This is a genomic window from Agrobacterium sp. YIC 4121, from assembly GCF_002008205.1.
GTDB classification, from domain to species: domain Bacteria; phylum Pseudomonadota; class Alphaproteobacteria; order Rhizobiales; family Rhizobiaceae; genus Agrobacterium; species Agrobacterium leguminum.
On sequence record NZ_MRDI01000017.1, the window covers coordinates 17,643 to 37,497 of the forward strand.

At 58.7% G+C, this 19,855-nt stretch carries 17 protein-coding genes and 1 pseudogene; 9 read left to right on the forward strand and 9 right to left on the reverse strand.

The genetic code is table 11. The features are described 5' to 3' along the window. Positions 1–75: 75 nt before the first annotated feature. A complete protein-coding gene (locus BTE54_RS16150) occupies positions 76–981 on the reverse strand; it encodes a LysR family transcriptional regulator (protein ID WP_078053139.1) in 906 nt (301 codons plus the stop codon). A 185-nt stretch (positions 982–1,166) separates the two neighbouring features. Here BTE54_RS16150 and BTE54_RS16155 point away from each other — a divergent pair, with 185 nt between their 5' ends. Beyond that, complete coding sequence (locus tag BTE54_RS16155; RefSeq protein WP_078053219.1) at positions 1,167–2,222, forward strand: aldo/keto reductase; 1,056 nt, start codon at positions 1,167–1,169, stop codon at positions 2,220–2,222. A gap of 49 nt (positions 2,223–2,271) precedes the next feature. Here the strand turns inward: BTE54_RS16155 and BTE54_RS16160 are convergent. From BTE54_RS16160 to BTE54_RS16175, 4 genes and pseudogenes are all read right to left on the reverse strand, one after another. Then, positions 2,272–3,216 (reverse strand): annotated as a pseudogene (locus BTE54_RS16160) (bile acid:sodium symporter family protein). A 240-nt stretch (positions 3,217–3,456) separates the two neighbouring features. After that, a complete protein-coding gene (locus tag BTE54_RS16165) occupies positions 3,457–5,121 on the reverse strand; it encodes a type IV secretory system conjugative DNA transfer family protein (RefSeq protein WP_078053140.1) in 1,665 nt (554 codons plus the stop codon). Continuing rightward, complete coding sequence (locus BTE54_RS16170; protein ID WP_143240732.1) at positions 5,118–5,426, reverse strand: mobilization protein; 309 nt, start codon at positions 5,424–5,426, stop codon at positions 5,118–5,120. Before BTE54_RS16170 ends, BTE54_RS16165 begins: the two co-directional genes overlap by 4 nt. 133 nt (positions 5,427–5,559) lie before the next feature. Then, complete coding sequence (locus BTE54_RS16175; protein WP_078053142.1) at positions 5,560–6,474, reverse strand: nucleotidyltransferase and HEPN domain-containing protein; 915 nt, start codon at positions 6,472–6,474, stop codon at positions 5,560–5,562. A 334-nt stretch (positions 6,475–6,808) separates the two neighbouring features. Here BTE54_RS16175 and traA point away from each other — a divergent pair, with 334 nt between their 5' ends. The 3 genes from traA to BTE54_RS16190 all read left to right on the forward strand — a co-directional run bounded on the left by traA (position 6,809) and on the right by BTE54_RS16190 (position 12,062). Beyond that, positions 6,809–10,564: a Ti-type conjugative transfer relaxase TraA gene (gene traA, locus BTE54_RS16180; protein ID WP_078053143.1), complete on the forward strand. Its 3,756-nt coding sequence runs from the start codon at positions 6,809–6,811 to the stop codon at positions 10,562–10,564. Between the two features lie 80 nt (positions 10,565–10,644). After that, positions 10,645–10,800, forward strand: a complete 156-nt coding sequence (locus BTE54_RS16185) for an HAD hydrolase-like protein (RefSeq protein WP_280530252.1) — start codon at positions 10,645–10,647, stop codon at positions 10,798–10,800. A gap of 170 nt (positions 10,801–10,970) precedes the next feature. Continuing rightward, a complete protein-coding gene (locus tag BTE54_RS16190) occupies positions 10,971–12,062 on the forward strand; it encodes a Fic family protein (protein ID WP_078053144.1) in 1,092 nt (363 codons plus the stop codon). 235 nt (positions 12,063–12,297) lie between these two features. Here BTE54_RS16190 and BTE54_RS16195 read toward each other — a convergent pair whose 3' ends face one another. Continuing rightward, complete coding sequence (locus BTE54_RS16195) at positions 12,298–13,098, reverse strand: hypothetical protein (protein WP_078053145.1); 801 nt, start codon at positions 13,096–13,098, stop codon at positions 12,298–12,300. A gap of 139 nt (positions 13,099–13,237) precedes the next feature. Here BTE54_RS16195 and BTE54_RS16200 point away from each other — a divergent pair, with 139 nt between their 5' ends. After that, entirely contained in the window at positions 13,238–14,305 is a 1,068-nt protein-coding gene (locus BTE54_RS16200; protein ID WP_078053146.1) for a linear amide C-N hydrolase, read from the forward strand. A 221-nt stretch (positions 14,306–14,526) separates the two neighbouring features. Here the strand turns inward: BTE54_RS16200 and BTE54_RS16205 are convergent, their stop codons facing one another. Next, the gene (locus BTE54_RS16205; RefSeq protein ID WP_078053147.1) at positions 14,527–14,886 is read right to left on the reverse strand and encodes a VOC family protein; all 360 of its coding nucleotides are present in this window, start codon (positions 14,884–14,886) and stop codon (positions 14,527–14,529) included. 292 nt (positions 14,887–15,178) lie between these two features. Between BTE54_RS16205 and BTE54_RS16210 the strand changes: the two genes are divergently transcribed. The 3 genes from BTE54_RS16210 (at position 15,179) to BTE54_RS16220 (ending at position 16,799) form a co-directional block, all read left to right on the forward strand. Beyond that, positions 15,179–15,778: a superoxide dismutase gene (locus tag BTE54_RS16210; protein ID WP_078053148.1), complete on the forward strand. Its 600-nt coding sequence runs from the start codon at positions 15,179–15,181 to the stop codon at positions 15,776–15,778. Positions 15,779–15,882: 104 nt separating this feature from the next. Further along, positions 15,883–16,218, forward strand: a complete 336-nt coding sequence (gene fdxA, locus BTE54_RS16215; protein WP_065655313.1) for a ferredoxin FdxA — start codon at positions 15,883–15,885, stop codon at positions 16,216–16,218. Positions 16,219–16,229: 11 nt separating this feature from the next. Continuing rightward, on the forward strand, positions 16,230–16,799 hold the full coding sequence (locus BTE54_RS16220; RefSeq protein ID WP_198939166.1) for a flavin reductase family protein: 570 nt from the start codon (positions 16,230–16,232) through the stop codon (positions 16,797–16,799). 59 nt (positions 16,800–16,858) lie between these two features. Here BTE54_RS16220 and BTE54_RS16225 read toward each other — a convergent pair whose 3' ends face one another. Continuing rightward, positions 16,859–17,767, reverse strand: coding sequence for an AraC family transcriptional regulator (locus BTE54_RS16225; RefSeq protein WP_078053149.1), 909 nt, complete (start codon positions 17,765–17,767; stop codon positions 16,859–16,861). 95 nt (positions 17,768–17,862) lie between these two features. Between BTE54_RS16225 and BTE54_RS16230 the strand changes: the two genes are divergently transcribed. Beyond that, on the forward strand, positions 17,863–18,612 hold the full coding sequence (locus tag BTE54_RS16230) for an SDR family oxidoreductase (protein WP_078053150.1): 750 nt from the start codon (positions 17,863–17,865) through the stop codon (positions 18,610–18,612). Positions 18,613–18,745: 133 nt separating this feature from the next. On the opposite strand, the gene BTE54_RS16235 is transcribed toward BTE54_RS16230, so the two are convergent. Further along, positions 18,746–19,642: a glycerophosphodiester phosphodiesterase family protein gene (locus BTE54_RS16235; RefSeq protein ID WP_078053151.1), complete on the reverse strand. Its 897-nt coding sequence runs from the start codon at positions 19,640–19,642 to the stop codon at positions 18,746–18,748. Positions 19,643–19,855: the final 213 nt, after the last annotated feature.

The window sequence follows — 19,855 nt, forward strand, 5'->3', positions numbered from 1 at the left end:
CCGGCCATCCGGATGCACCTTTTTCCAGCCGCCTGCCGTCTTCATCCCGCCGCGACTTCCGATGCCATCGGAAGGTCATTTCACTCGCCCATATTCGCCGAGAAAATCGAGCAGGGCCCGAATGCGGGCGGGAAGCGGCCCGCGCTGGCCGACATAAACGGCATGAAACATCTCCGTCTCACCCGTATCGAGGTGATCGAGGACCGGTATGAGCCGGCCGGCGGCGATATCCTCCCGCACGGTGAAGGCGGCAAGGCGAACCAGCCCGACACCGGCAAGGGCAACACGGCGAAGGCCCTCGCCATCGCTGACCTGCACGCGCCCTGTCGCCGGAATGACGACGGTCTTTCCGGCGTCCCGCAACGGCCACCCGTCGACTGACCGCGCGTAACCGAATCCGAGCCGATTGTGGTCTTCCAGATCGGCGACGGTTTGCGGCACGCCGCAGCGCTGCAGATAAGCCGGGGCGGCAGCAATGATCATCCCTGTCTCACCGAGTTTCCGGGCAACGAGAGTTGAGCTTTTGAGCGGTCCGGCGCGTACCGCCACATCCATGCGTTCCGCAAGAAGGTCAACCACCATATCCGTCTGGACGATATCGAGCGTGATGCCCGGATGAAGCGCCAGAAACCGTGGCAGGATGGGCGCAAGAATATGCGTTGCATAAGAAGCGCTGGTGTTGATCCGCACGCGGCCGACAGGCTGTTCGCCCTCACCGGCGGCGCGTTCGGCCTCTTCGAGATCGGCGAGGATACGGGTGGCCCTTTCATAGAAGGCGCAGCCCTCCGGCGTGATCTGAAGCTGCCGGGTGGAACGGTTGAGCAGGCGCGCGCCCAGGCGGCCTTCCAGCCGCGCGATCAGCTTGCTCACTGCAGAAGGCGTCATGTTCGCCGCCGCGGCCGCGCGGGAAAAACCGCCGAGTTCGACGACCCGCACGAAGATTTCCATCTCCCCTGCCCGGTTGATCTCCAGTCGCGCCATGATGACTTCATCTCACAAGTGATAGTATTTTCGGCATTCTATTTCATTGAAGAGCGAGCGTCTATCTTCAGACAGCGATTGAAACGCATCGCAATCTTCATCTGCCAGATCATGACGGGATGGACAGAGCGCGGCGCGGCCATAGCCCCACCCGCGACCATTTCGAAGCAACAAAGGAACGCCCCATGGAATATCGTCATCTCGGCCAATCCGGCCTGAAAGTGCCGGTCTTGAGTTTCGGCACCGGAACCTTCGGCGGCTCCGGCCCGCTCTTCAGCAACTGGGGCAATTCAGACGCCACGGAAGCCCGGCGCCTGATCGATATTTGCCTGGAAGCCGGCGTCAACCTGTTCGATACCGCCGATGTCTATTCCAATGGCGCATCGGAGGAAGTGCTCGGCGAAGCCGTCAAGGGAAGGCGCGACAGCGTTCTGATCTCAACCAAGACCAGCCTGCCGATGGGCGATGGGCCGAACGAGGCGGGCTCGTCCCGCTTCCGGCTGCTGCGCGCGGTGGATGACGCCCTGCGCCGCCTAAAGACCGACTATATTGACATCCTTCAGCTCCATGCCTTCGATGCCTTCACACCGGTTGAGGAGGTGCTGTCGACGCTCGATACGCTCGTCCGCTGCGGCAAGGTGCGATATACCGGCGTCTCGAATTTTTCAGGCTGGCAGATCATGAAATCGCTTGCCGTCGCGGACCGATATGGCTGGCGGCGTTATGTGGTCAACCAGGTCTATTACTCCCTGGTCGGCCGGGATTACGAGTGGGATCTGATGCCGCTCGGCGCGGATCAGGGTCTTGGCGCAATGGTCTGGAGCCCGCTTGGCTGGGGGCGATTGACGGGAAAAATCCGCCGCGGCACACCGCTGCCTGAAGGTAGCCGCCTGCATGAGACCGCCAGCTTCGGCCCGCCGGTTAATGATGAACATCTCTACCGCGTAATCGATGCGCTCGACGCTGTCGCGCAAGAAACCGGCAGGACGGTGCCGCAGGTCGCCCTCAACTGGCTGCTCAGACGCCCCACTGTTTCCACGGTCATCATCGGCGCACGCAATGAGGAACAGCTTCGCCAAAACCTCGATGCCGTGGGATGGGAATTGACGTCCGCACAGGTAGCGACGTTGGACGAGGCAAGCGCGACGACTGCTCCCTATCCGCATTTCCCGTATCAGCGCCAGGAGGGGTTTGCCCGGCTTAATCCACCGGCCGTAACACGCCAGACCATGCCGTTCTAAGGCAGGGTCAGGCCGCCTGAACGACATGCGGCCTGACAGATGGTGAGCTTCAGGCGGCTTTGTTGGCGGAGCCTGCGTCTACACGGCCGGAAAACCAGTTTGCCAGGATTGCACCGGAAATATTGTGCCAGACGCTGAAAATGGCGCTCGGAACCGCAGCGAGAGGCGAAAAATAGGCCGTTGAAAGTGCCGCGCCAAGGCCCGAATTCTGCATGCCGACCTCTATCGCAATGGCCTTGCTTCGCAAGCGACAGGCCCGTTGCCTTTGCCGCGAGGTAGCCGAGGAGATAGCCAAGGCCGTTGTGCAGCACGACGACGGCAAAAATCATCAGGCCGGACTGCGCGATGGACGCCTTGGATCCTCCCACCACCGCCGCGACGATGAGGACGATGCCAATGACGCTGACGAGTGGCAACGCCGGTACGGCGGTTTTGACAAGGCCGGGCAGCAGCTTTTGCAGGGCGGCACCCAGCGCCAGCGGAACCAGAACGACCTTGACGATGCTGAGGAACATGGCCCAACCGTCGACGGGCAGGAACTGGCTTGCGAACAGCCAGACGAGGAATGGCGTCACCAGCGGCGCCGCGAGCGTGGTGACCGAAGTGCAGGCAACGGACAGCGCGACATCGCCCTTGAAGAGGTAAGTCATGACGTTGGAAGACGTGCCGCCCGGGCAGCAGCCGACCAGAATGACGCCAGCCGCGACTTCCGGCGGCATGGGAATGATAAGCGTCAGCAGGACGGCCAGAAGCGGCATGATGAGAAACTGGCCGAGTACGCCGATCGTCACATCGAACGGCCTTTTCACGACCTCCCTGAAGTCGTCGACCGAAAGTGTGAGACCCATGCCGAACATGATGATTGACAGAAGCGTTACGATCCAGGGCGCGATCTGCTTGAACGTATCCGGAAAGAAAAAGCCGAGGACGGCAAACAGGATGACCCAGATGGCAAAAGTCCCACAAAAGCCGAAACGGCTGCCAGCGTCTTCATTTTCATACTCCCAACATGATCATGAAAACCCCTCTAGACTCCTGTGGTGCCCTGTCAAGGTCATTACCCCGTTGCTAGACCTCGCGGTCGAAAACGATCCCTCCGCCGCGATACCACCGTCGCCACAGGACTGCAATTTGGACGAAGGCTCATCTATCCGCTTCCCGTTGCGCCGAAGAGAGCCCAAGGGCCGCGTACACAAGGTCTCAAATGCTGGACTGCCTTTTCGTCGTGCATCCGTTAGACTGCGTCAAACATCTCCCTGAACTCCGGATCGGCAAAATAGGCAAGCTTGTTAGCGAAAATTGGCCGTTGCCCGGCCAGGAACAGCAATTGTCCGTGCGCCGGCAGATTGCGCACCTCGTCCGGGGTGAGTAGCGGCCGGCCGGTATGTTGTTGGCTGTAGGAAATCCCGGTCTTATCGGAATCGAGCGCTCTCGCCATCGTCTGGAACACGACCGTTTCCTGTCCGAGCAAATCAGAGATGAGGCGGGCGCTGTCATTATCATTGACGCCAAAAACCTGCAGCACGCCGGCGTTCGACAGGAAAGTTCCGGCGCGATAACCATATGTGGCCCGCAGCTGATGGATGTCCTGGAGAATGGGCCAAAGCTGGACACCATAACCCGCCATCAGACCCATCGCGCGTTCGACCGGCGCCAGATGCCCAAGCGATGCGAACTCATCGAGCAGATAAAGAACGGGTGTCACCGGCTTTGCCGGATCGCGGGCCATTTCGAGCAGGCTTTGCGAGACAAGCAGGCGCAGCCAGCGCGAATAGGTCGAAAGGCGGTCGGGCGGAAGAACGAGGAACACCGTCACATTGCTGCGCTTGAGATCCGCAAACCGGAAATCAGAGCGGCTGAGCACGGCCGTCATGCGCGGTGAATCAAGAAAATGCGTATGGCGTTGGGCGGCCGACAGCACGCCTGCGGCTTCGCGATCGGATTTTCCGAGGTGGCGGTTTGCGGCACGCGCAACAAGACCTCCCGCAGCATCGCTGTCCTGCATACGCTTGAGCAACGCCGCGAACTGTTCAGGAGCGAGGGTAAGATACTCGCGAAGTGTTGCAAGGTGCCTGCGTCTCAAAGGCTCCGCCGCAACGATCTCGAGCAGCAATCCGGCAATCAGCGCTTTTGCCTCCTCGCTCCAATGCGCCTCGCCCGCCATTCCCGGTTCATCGAACACGAGAGCGTCGGCAAGGGTACTGGCATCTTCTGCGACATCAAGGCTGTCGGGATGGAGCAGGGCCAAGGGATTGAAGGCTGCCGAGGGTTTTCCAGTGACAGCAAAAGGATCGAGTATATGAACCGGACCGAATTTTTGGCGGGCACGGCCGGTGATCCTTGCATTCTCGCCTTTTGGATCGACGCAGATCACCGAACGATCGGCGGTCAGCAGGTTTGGGATGATGGTACCCACGCCCTTGCCGGTACGGGTCGGCGCCATTGTGAGGAGATGGGCCGGGCCATCATAGCGCAGAGGCTTGGCCGTTTTCGTGTCACGACCAATCAGGAGGCCTGAGCCGGATGAGGTGAGAGCGCCTATCTCCTTATTTGTCGCAAAGCGAGCGGAGCCATGGGTCTCATCGTCATTCTCCCCGAAATGCAAAATCAGTGGAGCGGTGATGAACCGGAAGGTGATGGCGGCGAGCGCCAGCAGGGTTAAGAGGCCCGGAATGATGTAGACAGGCGAGCCCCGCTCGAAACCCATTTGCTCGAGGAGATGACTGCCACCCATGCCGATCACAAAGGTGACGATGATAAGGATGAAGAGAAATCCGGCGAGCGGTTTCCAGATCCGGAACGGCGTGGCAATCAAAGATAGGACCGCCCAAAGCGGATCACGCGCGGCGGCTCGCAACATGTTCTTGAATGCGCCCCGAGAAAGTCGCAACCGGTTCATGGAGCACCCTGCCCGCTGTCGCCACCCTCTCCCGTGCATGGCAGTCCTTGTCCGATCAGATCGACAAACAGCGCCTTGTCATTGTCGCGTGTCAGAAAGCCCGGCAGTTCGCGGCGCAGCCATGCACCGAGTTGCTGCTTGAACTCCTGATCATTCGAGGTTTCGAGGAGATGCAGAACGAGCGATCCGATCAGGACCTTGCGACGCGTATCGTTGTTGCGCTCGGTTTTCGAGAGACGGGCCTTGAGGGCAGACCGTTGCGCATCCAGTTCAGCCAGGCGCTGTTCGATGGTTTTCCTTGCCACGATTATTCCTTTCGATTGCGGTCGCACCGGAACGGCCGTTGTTGACCACGGCTTTGCTCCTGGAAGACAGACCAGTTTCTATGAGGAGATCGACATAGCGATTGTGAGAGTTGGTTGGACCCTTCGGTTAGGCTCAGCCGCTGGCGTTCGCGGCCTGTTTGAGCTTCTCAATGTGCTCGCGGCAAAGCGTTTCAACCAGCTTATGAAGTTCCGCCGTCCGCTCCTGAAGCCAGGTCAGCGCCTCTTCAGAAACCTCGAAACGCTTCGAATAGCGGGCCTTGACGTAGGCCTCATTCAGAATGTTGTACCACGTGGTATATCGCTGACGGTCGCGCGGCCAGATGTCGATCAAACGGTGGTCACGACCTTCGGAAAGACCCCGCAGGAATTTGAGGTTGTGCGACGCGGGGGAATAGTTTGTCAGTGTCAGGAGGTAGCAGTTATAGGCGCTCTCCACTGCCTGATGAAGATTGAAGGCGGCCAGGTGCAGGTTACCCTTCGCAACGAGATATTTTGCTACATCAGCGAAATCTCGCGCATCAGGAAAATGCCTGCGGAAATGCCCCTCGGCCACCCTGAGTGCATCGGAAGGGCTGAGCGGTTTCGCTTCTGCCAGCGGTCTGTCGTCGAATTCATAAAGAACAACACCTTCGCGGGCGAGGTCGACGAAGAAGTACTGGCCATCATGCAAAAAATTGCTGATCTCGCGCGCGCCATGCACGATGAGGCCAACAGGTGTCTCGATCTCCTTGTCCCACATCAGCCGGTCGGTTGCCTTGTCCCAGTATTTGGGATCGGCCAGTTCCTTGTTGCTAACGATGACGAGAATATCGAAATCCGAGCGATAACCTTTCGACGTATGCGGTTCATCAACCCAGTTGCCGCGCGCGTAAGAACCGAACAGGATGATTTTGAAGATCCGTCCATCCTTCTTGGCGTCAGACTTGGAGCGCTCCACCAGATCAGCAAACTCTTCCTGGATAATTCCGACGACGCGCGCAAGTTCGCGTTGCTTTCGTTCCGGCAAATGCTCAAGGCTGGTCTTCATGTCTGCTCCGTTTCTGGACGGTATCCTGTATGGGCCATTGTAAACTTCTTTGAAACTCCGATTTTTGGCAGCCGCCAATCGAGTGCCTGTCTTACCGGACTATCCACATGCGCCCCTTGTCTTCGTGCGATCAACCGGCGCCCATCGCCATACCCTGATGCGTTTTGTCTCCCTATTCAAACACGAGCAATTGCCACTTGGCGACTACTACTTTTAGTAGTCGAAGTGCCTGTTCGATGTTGCTAGCCTCGCAACCGATTAACAGACAAGGGCGCACTTACGACTTGCAGCGGAAATCAGCGTTGATTTCCGCCTTGAGAACCGGAGATTTCGGTTGGCGATTTATCATCTCAGCACCAAGCCTGTCTCGCGCTCATCCGGCCGAAGTGCTGTGGCATCTGCCGCCTACCGTTGCGCGGTTCTCCTCACCAATCAGCGCGACGGCCTCGTGCATGACTTCACCCGCAAAGAGGGAGTGGAGCATAAAGAGATCGTGCTGCCGGAAGGTCTTTCTGCCGATTGGGCCCTGGATCGTTCGGCTTTGTGGAACGCTGCCGAGTTTGCAGAAAAGCGCAAGGATGCCCGCGTTGCCCGCGAATTCGAAATCGCGCTTCCGCGTGAGCTTTCGCCAGAGGGGCGACTGAAGGCTGCGCGCGCCTTCGCGCAGGATCTGGCAAACCGCTATGGCGCGGCTGTGGATTTTGCCATCCATTCGCCAGGTGAGCATGGTGATATCAGGAACTACCATGCGCATGTGCTGATGACGACGCGGCAGGTTGGTAGAGCCGGCCTTGGCGAGAAGACCCGTCTTGAGCACAAGAACGCAAGGCTGTTGGCAAACGGTATGGCGACAACCGACATGCAGATTCAAGCTATCAGGCAGTCATGGGAAGGCATCGCCATTCGTCAGCTTCAACGCGAAGGTCTGGATGTCCGCATCGATCATCGCTCCCTTGCTCAGCGCGGCCTCGAGTTGTCGCCGACCGGGCATATGGGCGTGCATGCCTCGCAGATGGAACGGCGAGGGATAGCAGTCGAGCGCGGCCGGCTGGATGACAAGGCAGCACGGCGAAATGCCGAGCTGATCCGCCAAAAGCCGGAACAGGTTTTGTTGCTGATCAGCAATGAAAAGAGCGTGTTCGATCGGCACGACATTGCCAGGAACCTGCATCGCTATATCAACGATGACGCGCAGACATTTCGGAACACTTTTGCGGCTGTTATGGCATCACCAGCGCTCGTCGAGCTTCAGGCTGAGCGCATCGATCCTGAGACAGGCAACGTGTCCAATGCGCGCTATTCGACCCGCGAGATGATCGATCTGGAACTCGCAATGGCGCGGTCAGCGAAGCGATTGCATCAGGCGCATTGCCATCGGGTTGATCCCCGCCATGTCGCGCGTGCAATCGAGAGGCAGGATCGCTCTATCCGGAAAACCTCCGGCGGAATGTTGGCTGCGCGCGATCCGTCAACAGGATTGTCGGACGAACAGCGTGATGCGATCAAACATGTTACGGGCCCTGAAGGCATCGCGGCTGTGGTCGGGTTCGCTGGTGCGGGAAAGTCCACCATGCTGGCAGCCGCGCGTGCGGCGTGGGAGGCTCAAGGTTATCAGGTCCATGGGGCGGCGCTGGCCGGAAAGGCGGCCGAGGGTCTTGAGGAAAGTTCCGGCATTCAAAGCCGCACCCTGGCGTCATGGTCTTACAGCTGGGACCACGGCCGGGATCTGATCGGCCGACGCGACGTGTTCGTCATCGACGAAGCCGGCATGGTCGGGAGCCGGCAGCTTGCCCGGTTCATCAGCGAGGCTGAAGAGCGAGGAGCAAAGATCGTTCTTGTCGGCGACCATGAGCAGCTCCAGGCAATCGGGGCCGGAGCACCCTTCAGGGCGATAGCCGAGCAGATTGGTCATGTCGAACTTTCGGACATTCGCCGCCAGCGCCATGATTGGCAGAGGCAAGCATCGGTTGCCTTTGCGACCCACAAGACGGCCGAGGGCCTTTCCGCCTACCGGGATCACGGCGACATCCACTTTGCGGAAAGCCGCGACGCGGCGTTGGCAGAAATCGTGCGTGATTATGTTGACGACAGTACTGAGCATCCGGATGACACCCGGATTGCCATGGCGCATCGCCGTGCGGATGTGGGGGCCCTCAATGCCGCCATCCGTTCCGAGCTTCAGAACAGACAGCGACTGGAGCGCGGCCACGGGCAGAACGCCGGTGGAGACCGTGGGGATGTTGAGGATCGTGGGAACAGTGAGGACGGCGGAGAACTCACGTTCCAGACCAGTCACGGCAAACGCGCCTTCGCCGCCGGTGACCGGATCATCTTCCTCGAAAACAACCGCGACCTCCGCGTGAAAAACGGCATGCTGGGCACGGTCGAGCATGTCGAAAAGGGCAAGATCATCGCCCGGCTCGATGGTCGAAGCGGCGATAGCGTCAGCATTCCCACGGACAGCTACCAGGCGATTGACCACGGCTATGCGGCGACCATCCATAAAAACCAGGGCGCGACGGTCGATCGCGCCTTTGTGCTGGCATCCAGCACCATGGATCGGCATCTGACCTATGTCGCCATGACCAGGCACCGCGACAGCGTGCAGCTCTATGCCGACATAAAGGAGTTCACTAATGCGGGCCGGCTGGTTGATCACGGCGTTGCGCCCTACGAGCATAATCGCCAGGCGCGAGAAAGCTATTTTGTGACGCTGGAGAATGACAAGGGCGAGCGGCACACGGTGTGGGGCGTTGATCTCAAACGGGCCATGCCAGATGCATCGGCAAAGATCGGAGACAGGATCGGACTACAGCATGAAGGCGCCACGCCCGTCACGCTTCCGGATGGCACGCAGGCCGAGCGCAATGCATGGCGTGTCGTCAAGGGTGACGAACTGGCCTACCAGAAGCTGACAAGCCGCCTGTCGCGTTCCGGCGCCAAGGAAACGACGCTGGATTACATAAGGGACTTTTCCGAGCGGCGGGGTATCGCAGAGCAGCTCGGGGTCAGGAGCGAGATCGAACTTGCTTCGGCCCGAGATGAGCGCCAAGAGGTTTCGTCCCGTGCAGTCCATCTGCAACGGGAACAGCAGGGCCGGCCATCGGAACGTCAGCAGGTTTACGAGGAACCTGGAGGCGATCTGGCCGGCCCTGTTCGCCGCAAAAATCGTCGCAATGAGTTCGCCCGGAAAATCGATGACGGTAAGCAAGACGACCGGACAGAGGACAATAACGGATATCGCCGCATTCGGTGGTCCGACCTCATGTCGCAAGACGGCGGCGTCCCCGCCTCCACCGAAGCTCTCAGCCAGCAATCGTCGCTGGAACCCGGCAAGCCATCGCCGCTGGTACCAGCGATTACCCGATACCAACGCAGTATCGAAGAGGTGGCGCAGCAAAGGGCGATGTCCGTCATCGATCAGCAATTCGATACAGTCGAATCTCTGGTGCGGCACGTGTTCCGTGATCCGGCCGAGGTCGCTGCAAGACTGCGCACCGCGATGACCGAAAAGGAAGGCAATGGCAATATCATGGCGAAGGCCATGGCCGAGCAGCCAGAGCGCTTCGGGGAGCTACGCGGCAGGTCGGGGATGTTCGGAAACAACAAGGAGCGGAAGGAGGCGCTACAATATGCCAGATCTCTCTCTTTCCATATTGGCTATGTGTCCGAGGCATGGAAGCGCCGGCTTGGCGAAGAGCGTCAAAGCGAACAATGGCAGCGGGAACGGCGTGACGTGATCGAGGTACCTGGCCTCACGCCGCGCAGCACCGAGATCATTGCCCAGGTCGAAAAGATGCCGGTCGAAAAGCGGGACAAATTTATCGCGGAACTGCGATCGTCACCTGAGGGCCGAGCCGCGCTTGATGAGGCCAGGCTGGTGGTCGATGCACTCACGCGGCGGTTCGGTAGTTCTGATCCTCGCAGGTTCGCCGAGGAGTTGGAGACACGCCCGGAGCTCGCAAAACAGGCCGGGCAGATCCAGATTACCGCCCGTATCGTGAACCAAACGCACATGGCCGAGCTTAGCCATGACCACGCACTCAGACGGCAGCTTAACCGGTCACAGGGGCTTGGACTGAGTCGATAGGCCGGCGACTCTACCATCCGCAGGTCCAGAAACTTGGGGCGGTTCAGCGCCGACAGCACGGAGGTCGACTTGGCGATAGGCTGGAACATGATATTGCGGGGGCTTCCGGCGCGGGTCTTGCGTCATGCCTTGTCAGGACCGGCATCCTCGCAGAGCACCCCGATGCTGAACTGGATGGAATTGCCGCTGGATATGATATTCGCCCCAATTTCCTGATGGATCGGTTCGTAGTTTAGGGAACAAAAGACCGGGGCCGACGGGGCCATAAACTACTCTCAGGAAGCACAACCTCTTGCAGTGGTAGATATATGTCGATAAAATTACTTTTCATCGACATTACATAGAAATATGTCGATTGCATCGACATATTAAATCCCACATGTCGACCAAATAAGGAAACATCGACATGTCCTTCCTCGCTAACCGTCCCTACAACGATCTCCCGGCACTTCCACCACGCAACGACGTCGAAACCAAGACAGTACTGAAGGCTTGCATCGCTGCGAGAGCCGCACTCGCAGAACTGCGGGTGTCCGGGCAACTCATTCCAAATCAATCAGTCCTGATCAATTCGATCCCACTGCTCGAAGCACAGGCAAGCTCAGAGATCGAAAATATCGTCACGACGACGGACAAACTTTTCCGTTTTGCGAAGGAAGCTGGAAACCAAGCAGATCCGGCGACAAAGGAGGCCCTGCGCTATCGCACAGCTCTCAACGAAGGGTTCCAGTCGCTTAAAGACCGGCCAGTCTCGACATCAACGGCTGTAGCCGTGTGTAGAACGATCAAAGGCGTCAATCTCGACATTCGATCAACGCCGGGTACCGCGCTGATGAATGAGACAACTGGTACAGTGATTTACACACCGCCGGAAGGACAAGAACTGCTGCGGACAAAACTCGCCAATTGGGAACGCTATATTCATGAGGCAGAGGAAATCGACCCGCTGATCCGGCTTGCGGTAATGCACTACCAATTTGAGGCCATTCATCCCTTCACTGATGGTAATGGCCGCACCGGCCGCATCCTGAATCTGCTCTACCTGGTGGACAAGGGACTGCTCGATATTCCGGTACTTTATCTCAGCCGCTACATTATCGGTAACAAGCGCGCCTATTATGATAGGCTTCTTGCCGTGACGGCTGACAGCGCCTGGGAAGATTGGATCATCTTCATGCTAGAAGCGGTGCGAGACACAGCCCAGTGGTCAACAGCCCGCATCCGTGCCATCCGCGATCTTTTGGATCAGACCGCCGAACGTATACGGCGCGATCTTCCAAAAATCTATTCACGAGAACTCGCCGAGGTGATCTTTGTGAACCCCTATTGCCGCATCGGTGACCTGGTAGAGGCCGGGATTGCCAAACGACAATCCGCATCTGCGTATCTCAAGGCACTGGCCGAGAACGGTCTGCTCAACGAAATCAAAGCCGGTCGGGAAAATCTCTACATCAATCCGGCATTGTTAGCGCTCCTCAGCGACCGGCCAGCAAGATAATCTGGAATGCATCACCCTTACCGAAAGCAGAGAACTCGTGCTGCACCTTCGGCAACTTGTCCAGCAGTGTACGGAAACCGTAACACCGGCAAAGGTTTTCTCTTGCATCTCCTGATAATTGGTGCGGATTGCGCACCTGTCCGCAAGACCCAGAGGACGACCAAAATTAAGGGGAAGCTAAAATTGCGTCCCCAATAGGGGTATGCAAAGTCGATAAGATGACGCGAATCAATAACTAAAACCGGTACGTCAGCCCCAGTACAGGCCCACTCAATCGGGAATCAAAAACGTACCCGTCATCCGAGTAATCGACATCGAGTACCTTGTAGCCCGCCGAAACGGACAGTGTGTCCGTAAAGATGTAGTTCACCGTCGCGAGCGCAGACCAGGTGAGATCCGCCCCCGCTCCAAAGCCGCCGATATCGACCTGCCCCTGCACGGAGAGTTTATCCGTGAGGTTGAAAAAGGCGCGCGCGCCGATCACGGGATCAACCCACCCGAAGCTTTCCTTATACGTGGCGGATACGCTGCCGATCAGGGGATGGCTGGCAGTGACAGCCACCGCGTTGGAGATATGCCAGAAGCGGGCTCCCGCCAAGGCGTCGAGCGAAAATCCGTCTGCATCCACGATCCGGTAACCGGCCTGTAATGTCGCCATGAATTCCTGCGTATCGACGTTCGCATCGATTGCGGCGCCAGCCGGAAGGGTGGGCAAACCCGGGATTTGCAGCGCCGGCAGCGGCCCGGCCGCCTTGCTGTCCGTGGTGTCAACATACATTAGATCGCCGGACAGGACGAAGCGGTCATAACGGCCCCAGATGTTCAAGAACCCGCCGAAATTGAGATCGTCCATGACGTCGGAGAAGGATTTTTCGACATGCAGCGTCGGTGCGCGACGGAACGGCGAGATGTTGCCGTTCAAACCGGTCGCCCACAGATAACCCGTTGCCTGGAACGCCCAATCGGCACTGTCAACCTTCGCGGGTAGGGAGCCGGGTTGATCCGCGGCTGAGGCCGCGCTTGCAGAAAAAGCCATAAGGGCGGCAAAAGCTGGTAATTTTAGCAATGACTTCTCCCCAACCGATCGCCTGCAGCTAAACCTATTTGACACGCCCCAACAAGTCCGATCTTCTATCATACGCTGTATTTGTACCGCGAGACCCGGAGACGTTCCCATGCCCCTGAACACCCTTCCGTTTATTTCCGCCTGCACCGCCGCGATCTTTTCCATCGCGACGCTCACAACCTCTGTCGCGCAGGCCTGCACGCGGTTCGTCTATCTGGGCGAAAATAATCAGGTGATGACGGCCCGGTCGATGGATTGGAAAACGGATGTAGGAACCAATATCTGGGTCTTCCCGCGCGGCATGGAGCGCTCTGGCGAGGCTGGGCCGAATTCGGTCAAATGGACTTCGAAATACGGCAGCGTCATTGCATCGGGCTATGATATTTCCACGACGGACGGCATGAATGAGGCGGGGCTTGCTGCAAACGTCCTCTGGCTGGTTGAGTCGAGCTATCCCGCCTATGACGGCAAATCGCCGGGTCTGTCTATCGCGGCCTGGGCGCAATATGCACTCGACAATTTCGCGACGGTGGAAGAGGCAGTCGCTGCGCTCGAGAAAAACCCCTTCACAATCGTGACCGACAATGTGCCCGGCGAAGAGCGTCTGGCAACTTTGCACCTTTCCCTTTCGGATGCGAGCGGCGACAGCGCTATCATTGAATATATCGATGGCAAGCAGGTCATCCATCACGGGCGTCAGTTTCAGGTGATGACCAATTCGCCGACCTTCGACCACCAGCTGGCGCTCAACGAATATTGGCAGCAGATCGGCGGCACTGTCATGCTGCCGGGCACCAACCGCGCATCGGACCGGTTTGCCCGCGCCTCTTTCTACGCCAATGCCATTCCAAAGAGCGAGAACCCTGTCGAAGCCATCGCGAGCGTCTTTAGCGTGATCCGCAACGTCTCCGTTCCCTACGGCATTACCACACCAGACCAGCCGAACATTTCCTCAACCCGCTGGCGCACGGTGATAGATCACAAACGCAAACTCTATTTCTTCGAATCGGCTCTGACGCCGAATATCTTCTGGATCGACATGACGAAACTCGATCTCTCGAAAGAAACCGGTGCGGTCAAGAAACTCGATCTCGGCCCCAATCAGATCCATATCTATTCGGGTATGGCGAATGAGAGCTTGAAGGACACCAAACCCTTCAAGTTCCTCGGGCTTTGAGGGCGCCGATCGTGCCGCAAGGCATATGAGCAATTGATTGAGAAGGCATGACGCGCCGGACAGAGATCAGAATCTGTCAGTCAGACTTGTGCTTATCGCAATCTGAGCGACCGCCCTCCTCGGAAGCCCATTTCGAAACAGCGCGGCCACCGATCCGGCGTCAACCCTGGCGCGAGGTAAAGCACTCACCTTCGAGGCGATCCGGCGGGGCACAAATATCATCAGCTCCGAGCGGGCTCCCACAATTCCACCGGATTACCTTCCGGATCATGTATCCTTGCGAAGCGTCCCACCTCCGAATCCCATTCGGCGCGGGTTTCAACCTCGATGCCGTCTGCCGTCAGCTTCACGATAAGAGCATCGAGATCATCCACCCGGAAATTGATCATCCATTGCTGTTCAGCACGACCGAAGTATTCGCTATTTCTGTCGAAAGGCCCAAAAATCGTCATTCCGGCCTCCTGATGCCACACGGATTTATGCAGATCGTCGATGCCGAGATGTTTTTCATACCATTCGGCCAGACCGGCAGCATCTGCTGCCCTGAAGAATACGCCACCAATTCCAACGGCTCTGGCCAAGACTTTCTCCCTCTCCTCGATAACGGAAAGCATGCTGCGCAGTCGCTGCCGAAATATCAAGCAGAACGGCAGTCTTAGAGGCTATTAAGACCGGTGGAGCATAGTGGCTCTGCTCTGCCGGAGCCGCTCTACCGGATCCAAAAGCGCTTTCTTCCGCTTGCCCGTCAGCGTTGCGTGGCCCTTAAAAAAACCTCTTGACCTGAACCATGGTTGAGGTCCTAGAAGTACTGTCACCTTGTTTTCGCAAGGCTCTTTCCATGCTCTTGAGCGAACAGTTGACAAAGGATACCCCATGGCTTTCCAGCTTCCCGACCTCCCCTACGCCCATGATGCGCTCGCCCCCTCGGGCATGTCAGAGGAGACGCTGAAGTTCCATCACGATCTTCACCACAAGGCCTATGTCGATAATCTCAACAAGGCGATCGTCGGCACCGAATGGGAAAACAGGAGCCTCGAAGAGATCGTCCGGGGCACCTATGAGAAGGGTGCAGTGGCGCAATCCGGCATCTTCAACAATGCCTCCCAGCACTGGAACCACAATCTCTTCTGGGAAATCATGGGGCCGGAAAATCATGCGATCCCCAAGGTGCTGGAAGATGCGCTGACGCAGTCCTTCGGCTCGGTCGCGCTGTTCAAGCAGAATTTCGCCCTCTCCGGCGCCTCCCAGTTCGGTTCGGGCTGGGCGTGGCTGGTGGTGGATACCGACGGCTCGCTGAAGATCACCCGCACCGAAAACGGGGTCAATCCGCTCTGCTTCGGGCAGAAGGCGCTTCTTGGCTGCGATGTGTGGGAACACAGCTATTACATCGATTTCCGCAACAAGCGCCCCGCTTACCTCGAAAATTTCCTCGACAATCTGGTGAACTGGCAGGCGGTCGCCGCCCACCTTTGATTTGAGCCCCACCGATCCAGCCGGTCCCGCTGCCCTGGGCGGCCGGCCGGATCAGGCGCAGCCGGACAGCCGCCGTCCGGCTGCAACTCCCTTCGAGCGTCTCAATGCCCTATGTCGTCACCGAAAACTGCATCGCCTGCAAATATATGGACTGCGTGGAAGTCTGTCCGGTCGAATGTTTTTATGAAGGCGAGAACATGCTCGTCATTCACCCCGATCAATGTATCGACTGCGGGATTTGCGAGGGCGAATGTCCCGCCGCCGCGATCCGGCCGGATACCGAAGCGGGGCTGCATGTCTGGCTCGACCTCAACCGCCACTATTCCGGCATCTGGCCGCGCGTGCACGAGAAAAAGTCACCGCCTGACAATGCCGACATCATGAATGGCGCTGCGGCAAAAATGTCCATTTTTTCGAAAAATCCGGGAGCGGGCGGTTAGCCCGGCACATCATGTCTCATAATCTAAGGCTGATCGATGGCGGTGTGGTCAATCACGCGCATGTTCCGCTGAAAGCTTGCGCCTCTCCGATGATCTCCCCGCGTGAATTCAAGGATTCAATGGCCGGCCTAAGCTTCACCGTGGCGGTGGCCACGACCTGCCACGCCGGAGAGCGGGTTGGGCGCACCATCACCTCCTTCATGCCGCTCAGCGCGGAACCGCCGCTTCTGATGATTTCCATCGACGCCAGCAGCCGCATGGTCGACCTCATCGCAGCGAGCCGACGCTTCTCCGTTGCGGCACTGGCCAGAGGACAGGAGGAGATTGCCGATGTCTTTGCGGGCAAGGGAAATCACACGGACCGGTTCAGCATCGGAGACTGGGATGCCTGGCCGTCAGGAAGCCCCAGACTTGCCGATGCGCTTCTGTCCATGGACTGCGAACTTGTCGGTTCCATCGATGCCGCAGACCATATACTGTTCGTAGGCGCCATAATCGAAGCAATATCGGACCGGCTGCGCAGAGCCCTGCTCTGGAGCGAACGCGCCTATACCGGCACGGATCAACGTCACTCTCTCTAGATGGTCCGAAAAGGCTCCCGCCGCCGCCATGACCGGCACGGCTGCAGAAATCCGCGCAGTCAGTGCCTGTCGCTGTTCGCACGGGCAAAGCTGCCCGGAGCGACACCCGTTCTCCTGCGGAAAGCGGTGCTGAATGCGCTGGCGGATTCATAACCGATCTCATCCGCAATATCGTCGAGCGACTTTACCCCGCGCATCAGCGCGTCCCTGGCAAGCGCCATCCGCCAGCGGGCCAGATATTCAATCGGCGCGCAGCCGAGCATTTCATGAAAACGCGCCGCGAAGGCCGAGCGCGACATGCCGGCGATGCCGGCCAGTTCGCCGACGGTCCAGTTCGCGCGGATATTGGCGTGCATGGCGGACAATGCGCGGGCAAGCCCCGGCAAACGCATTCCCTTCACCAGTCCCGCAGGAATAGCCTCGTTGCCCGCGTTCGGCCGCCGCAGCACTTCAACCAGCAAAACCTCCAGCATACGCCGGATGATCAGTTCCTTGCCCGCATCCTCGCGCGCGCATTCTTCCGCCAGCAATTCGATCAGACGCGCCAGCCGGGAGGCTCCGCCCTCACCCGCCGGCACATGGATCAGCTCGGGCATCAACGAAAGCAGCAGCGCCGCATTGACCCGCTCGAACGTGAAACGTCCCCCCAGCGCAACGAAATCGGGTTCCCCTTCGCATTCCCCATGCCGCACCGCCTGATCTTGCGGCTCGACCGGAATGCAGTCGACGTCGGTATCGCTGCAAAGCGAGAAGGCGGGTGTGGAGGGCAAAAGCAGAAAATCACCGCACGCCAGCCGCAGCGGTTCCCGGCCATCGATCATAAGCCACGCCGCACCGTCCAGCACGACGGCAAAACCCGGCGCATCATAGGCGCGATAACGCACGCCCCATCGGCCACGTCCGGAAATCGGCTTCGAAACGGCGGCGCTCGGCCGCAGAAGATCGATGATATCGCTAAGAGGATCCATTGTCTGGACGATCAATAATAAATTACGGTGTCTAAAGCATATATCATCCAGAAAACATCGTCTATCTCCGGTCCTATCGAACAATGGAGATTATGATGACCAGAACGATCCTCATCACCGGCACCTCATCGGGCTATGGCAAGGCAACTGCAGAGCTCTTCCTTTCGCGCGGCTGGAATGTCGTTGCCACCATGCGGCATCCGGATCCCAACCGCTTCGTTGGCGACACCGAGCGGCTGCGCGTCCTGCCGCTAGATGTGACGGACGAACAAAGCATCGCGGCGCTGATCGATGCGGCAGGTCCGGTCGATGTGCTGGTCAACAATGCCGGCATCGGCATGGTCGGCGCTTTTGAAGCGACACCCATGCCGGCAATCCGCACGATCTTCGACACCAACAGCTTCGGTGTGATGGCGATGACGCAGGCGATAATCCCGCAGATGCGAAAGCGCCGATCCGGCACCATCATCAACGTCACATCCAGCGCCACGCTCGCCTCCTTCCCGCTCGCCGCCGCCTACACCGCCAGCAAGCAGGCAATCCAGGGTTTCTCCGGTTCGCTTGCGCATGAACTCGGTCATTTCAACATCCGGGTGAAGCTGGTGGAACCGGGTTATGCCCCGACCACCCGCTTCACGACAAACGCCATCCTGCCGCTGGCGCAGCTGCTGCCGGAAGACTACATGGACTTTGCAGGACCAATCCTTGAAGGCTTCGCCAAACCGGCCATGACGACCAGCGAAGGCGATGTCGCCGAAGCGATCTGGAGCGCCGTCCATGATGTATCCGGCCAGCTTCGTTTTCCCGCAGGTCCTGATGCAATTGCGCTGTCCCGGGCGAACTGACGAGCGATAGCGGCCTGACCGGACATTGCCCGGTTGCGGCGTTTCAGCCGGCTGATATGCAGATGGCAGATGTTTCAACACATCTGCCATCGACTTTATTAGGACGATGGCGACGGCGCTTCGAGACGCTTGCTCATCTTGCCCATGCTCTACCGGTCGCGGCGGGGGCCGTCTTCAGCCAGCCGGTAAAAGCTTCGACCTCATCCGTCTGGATCGCTCCGACGCCGGCCTCGGCGAGAGCGCCCCACACGGCTTCAGGGGCCGCCAGCGCGCGCGTGTCATTGAAATCGAGGCAATGGGCGACGTCGAGCGTGTTGATCCAGAGACGGATGTTCTGGCGTTCCATCTCGGTACGACCTTCAGCCAGATCGGCTATATCGGTGAATTTCACCTCGATCATCGGCGCACGCAACGCCTCGATACGGCGTAAATCCTCCGCAAACTTGCCCTTCCGCACCGGGAACATCGGCATATGCGGGATCTTGCCGAACCAGTGCGCATCCAGCACCTCGAAACGGGCGGCTTCCGGGTCGATATCAGTCTTCACCAGCACCTGATCCTGAATATCGAGCCGCAGCACGGTTTCCATGACCAGCGGCAGATCGCGGGCGAATTTGGTGTCGATATTGACGGCGATCCTGCCGCGCGCCTCTTCCAGTAATTCTTCCAGCGTCGGCACGCATTCATCCGTCACCTCGGCCGCATCGCCACCCGCACCGGCCTTCAGTCTCGCGGCGCGGACCACCTCGAAGGGCAGCGCATTCACGATGCCCTTCCCCGTCGTCGTGCGGTCGAGTGTCCCGTCGTGAATGACGACCAGCCGGCCATCGGCCGTCGCCTGCGTGTCGATCTCGATCATCTCTACCCCCGCAGCAACCGCGGCACGGACGGAAGCCAGCGAATTTTCGGCGGTGGCGGTCCAGAAACCGCGATGGGCAATTGTCAGAATGGCCGGATTGTCGCGCGAGCAGAGCGCAAGGACATTGCAGGGGCTGGAGGTATTTCGAGAGGCGGCAAGGGTTCGATGCATGATTTTTCACTTTCAGACGTTGTGTTTACCGGCGCTGGTTGCCGGGCTCAGACTTTCCCCGTGCCAGTGGCCGAGCCGGCTTCTGCGAACCGGTTGTTGACCGTCTGGATTTAATACACTCATAGTGTAATATTTATAACAGGATCCATGAAAAGTCATTTCAGGCATGGTGGCCCGCATTGCAGCCGTCCCGCACAGCCATTATCCAGAGCC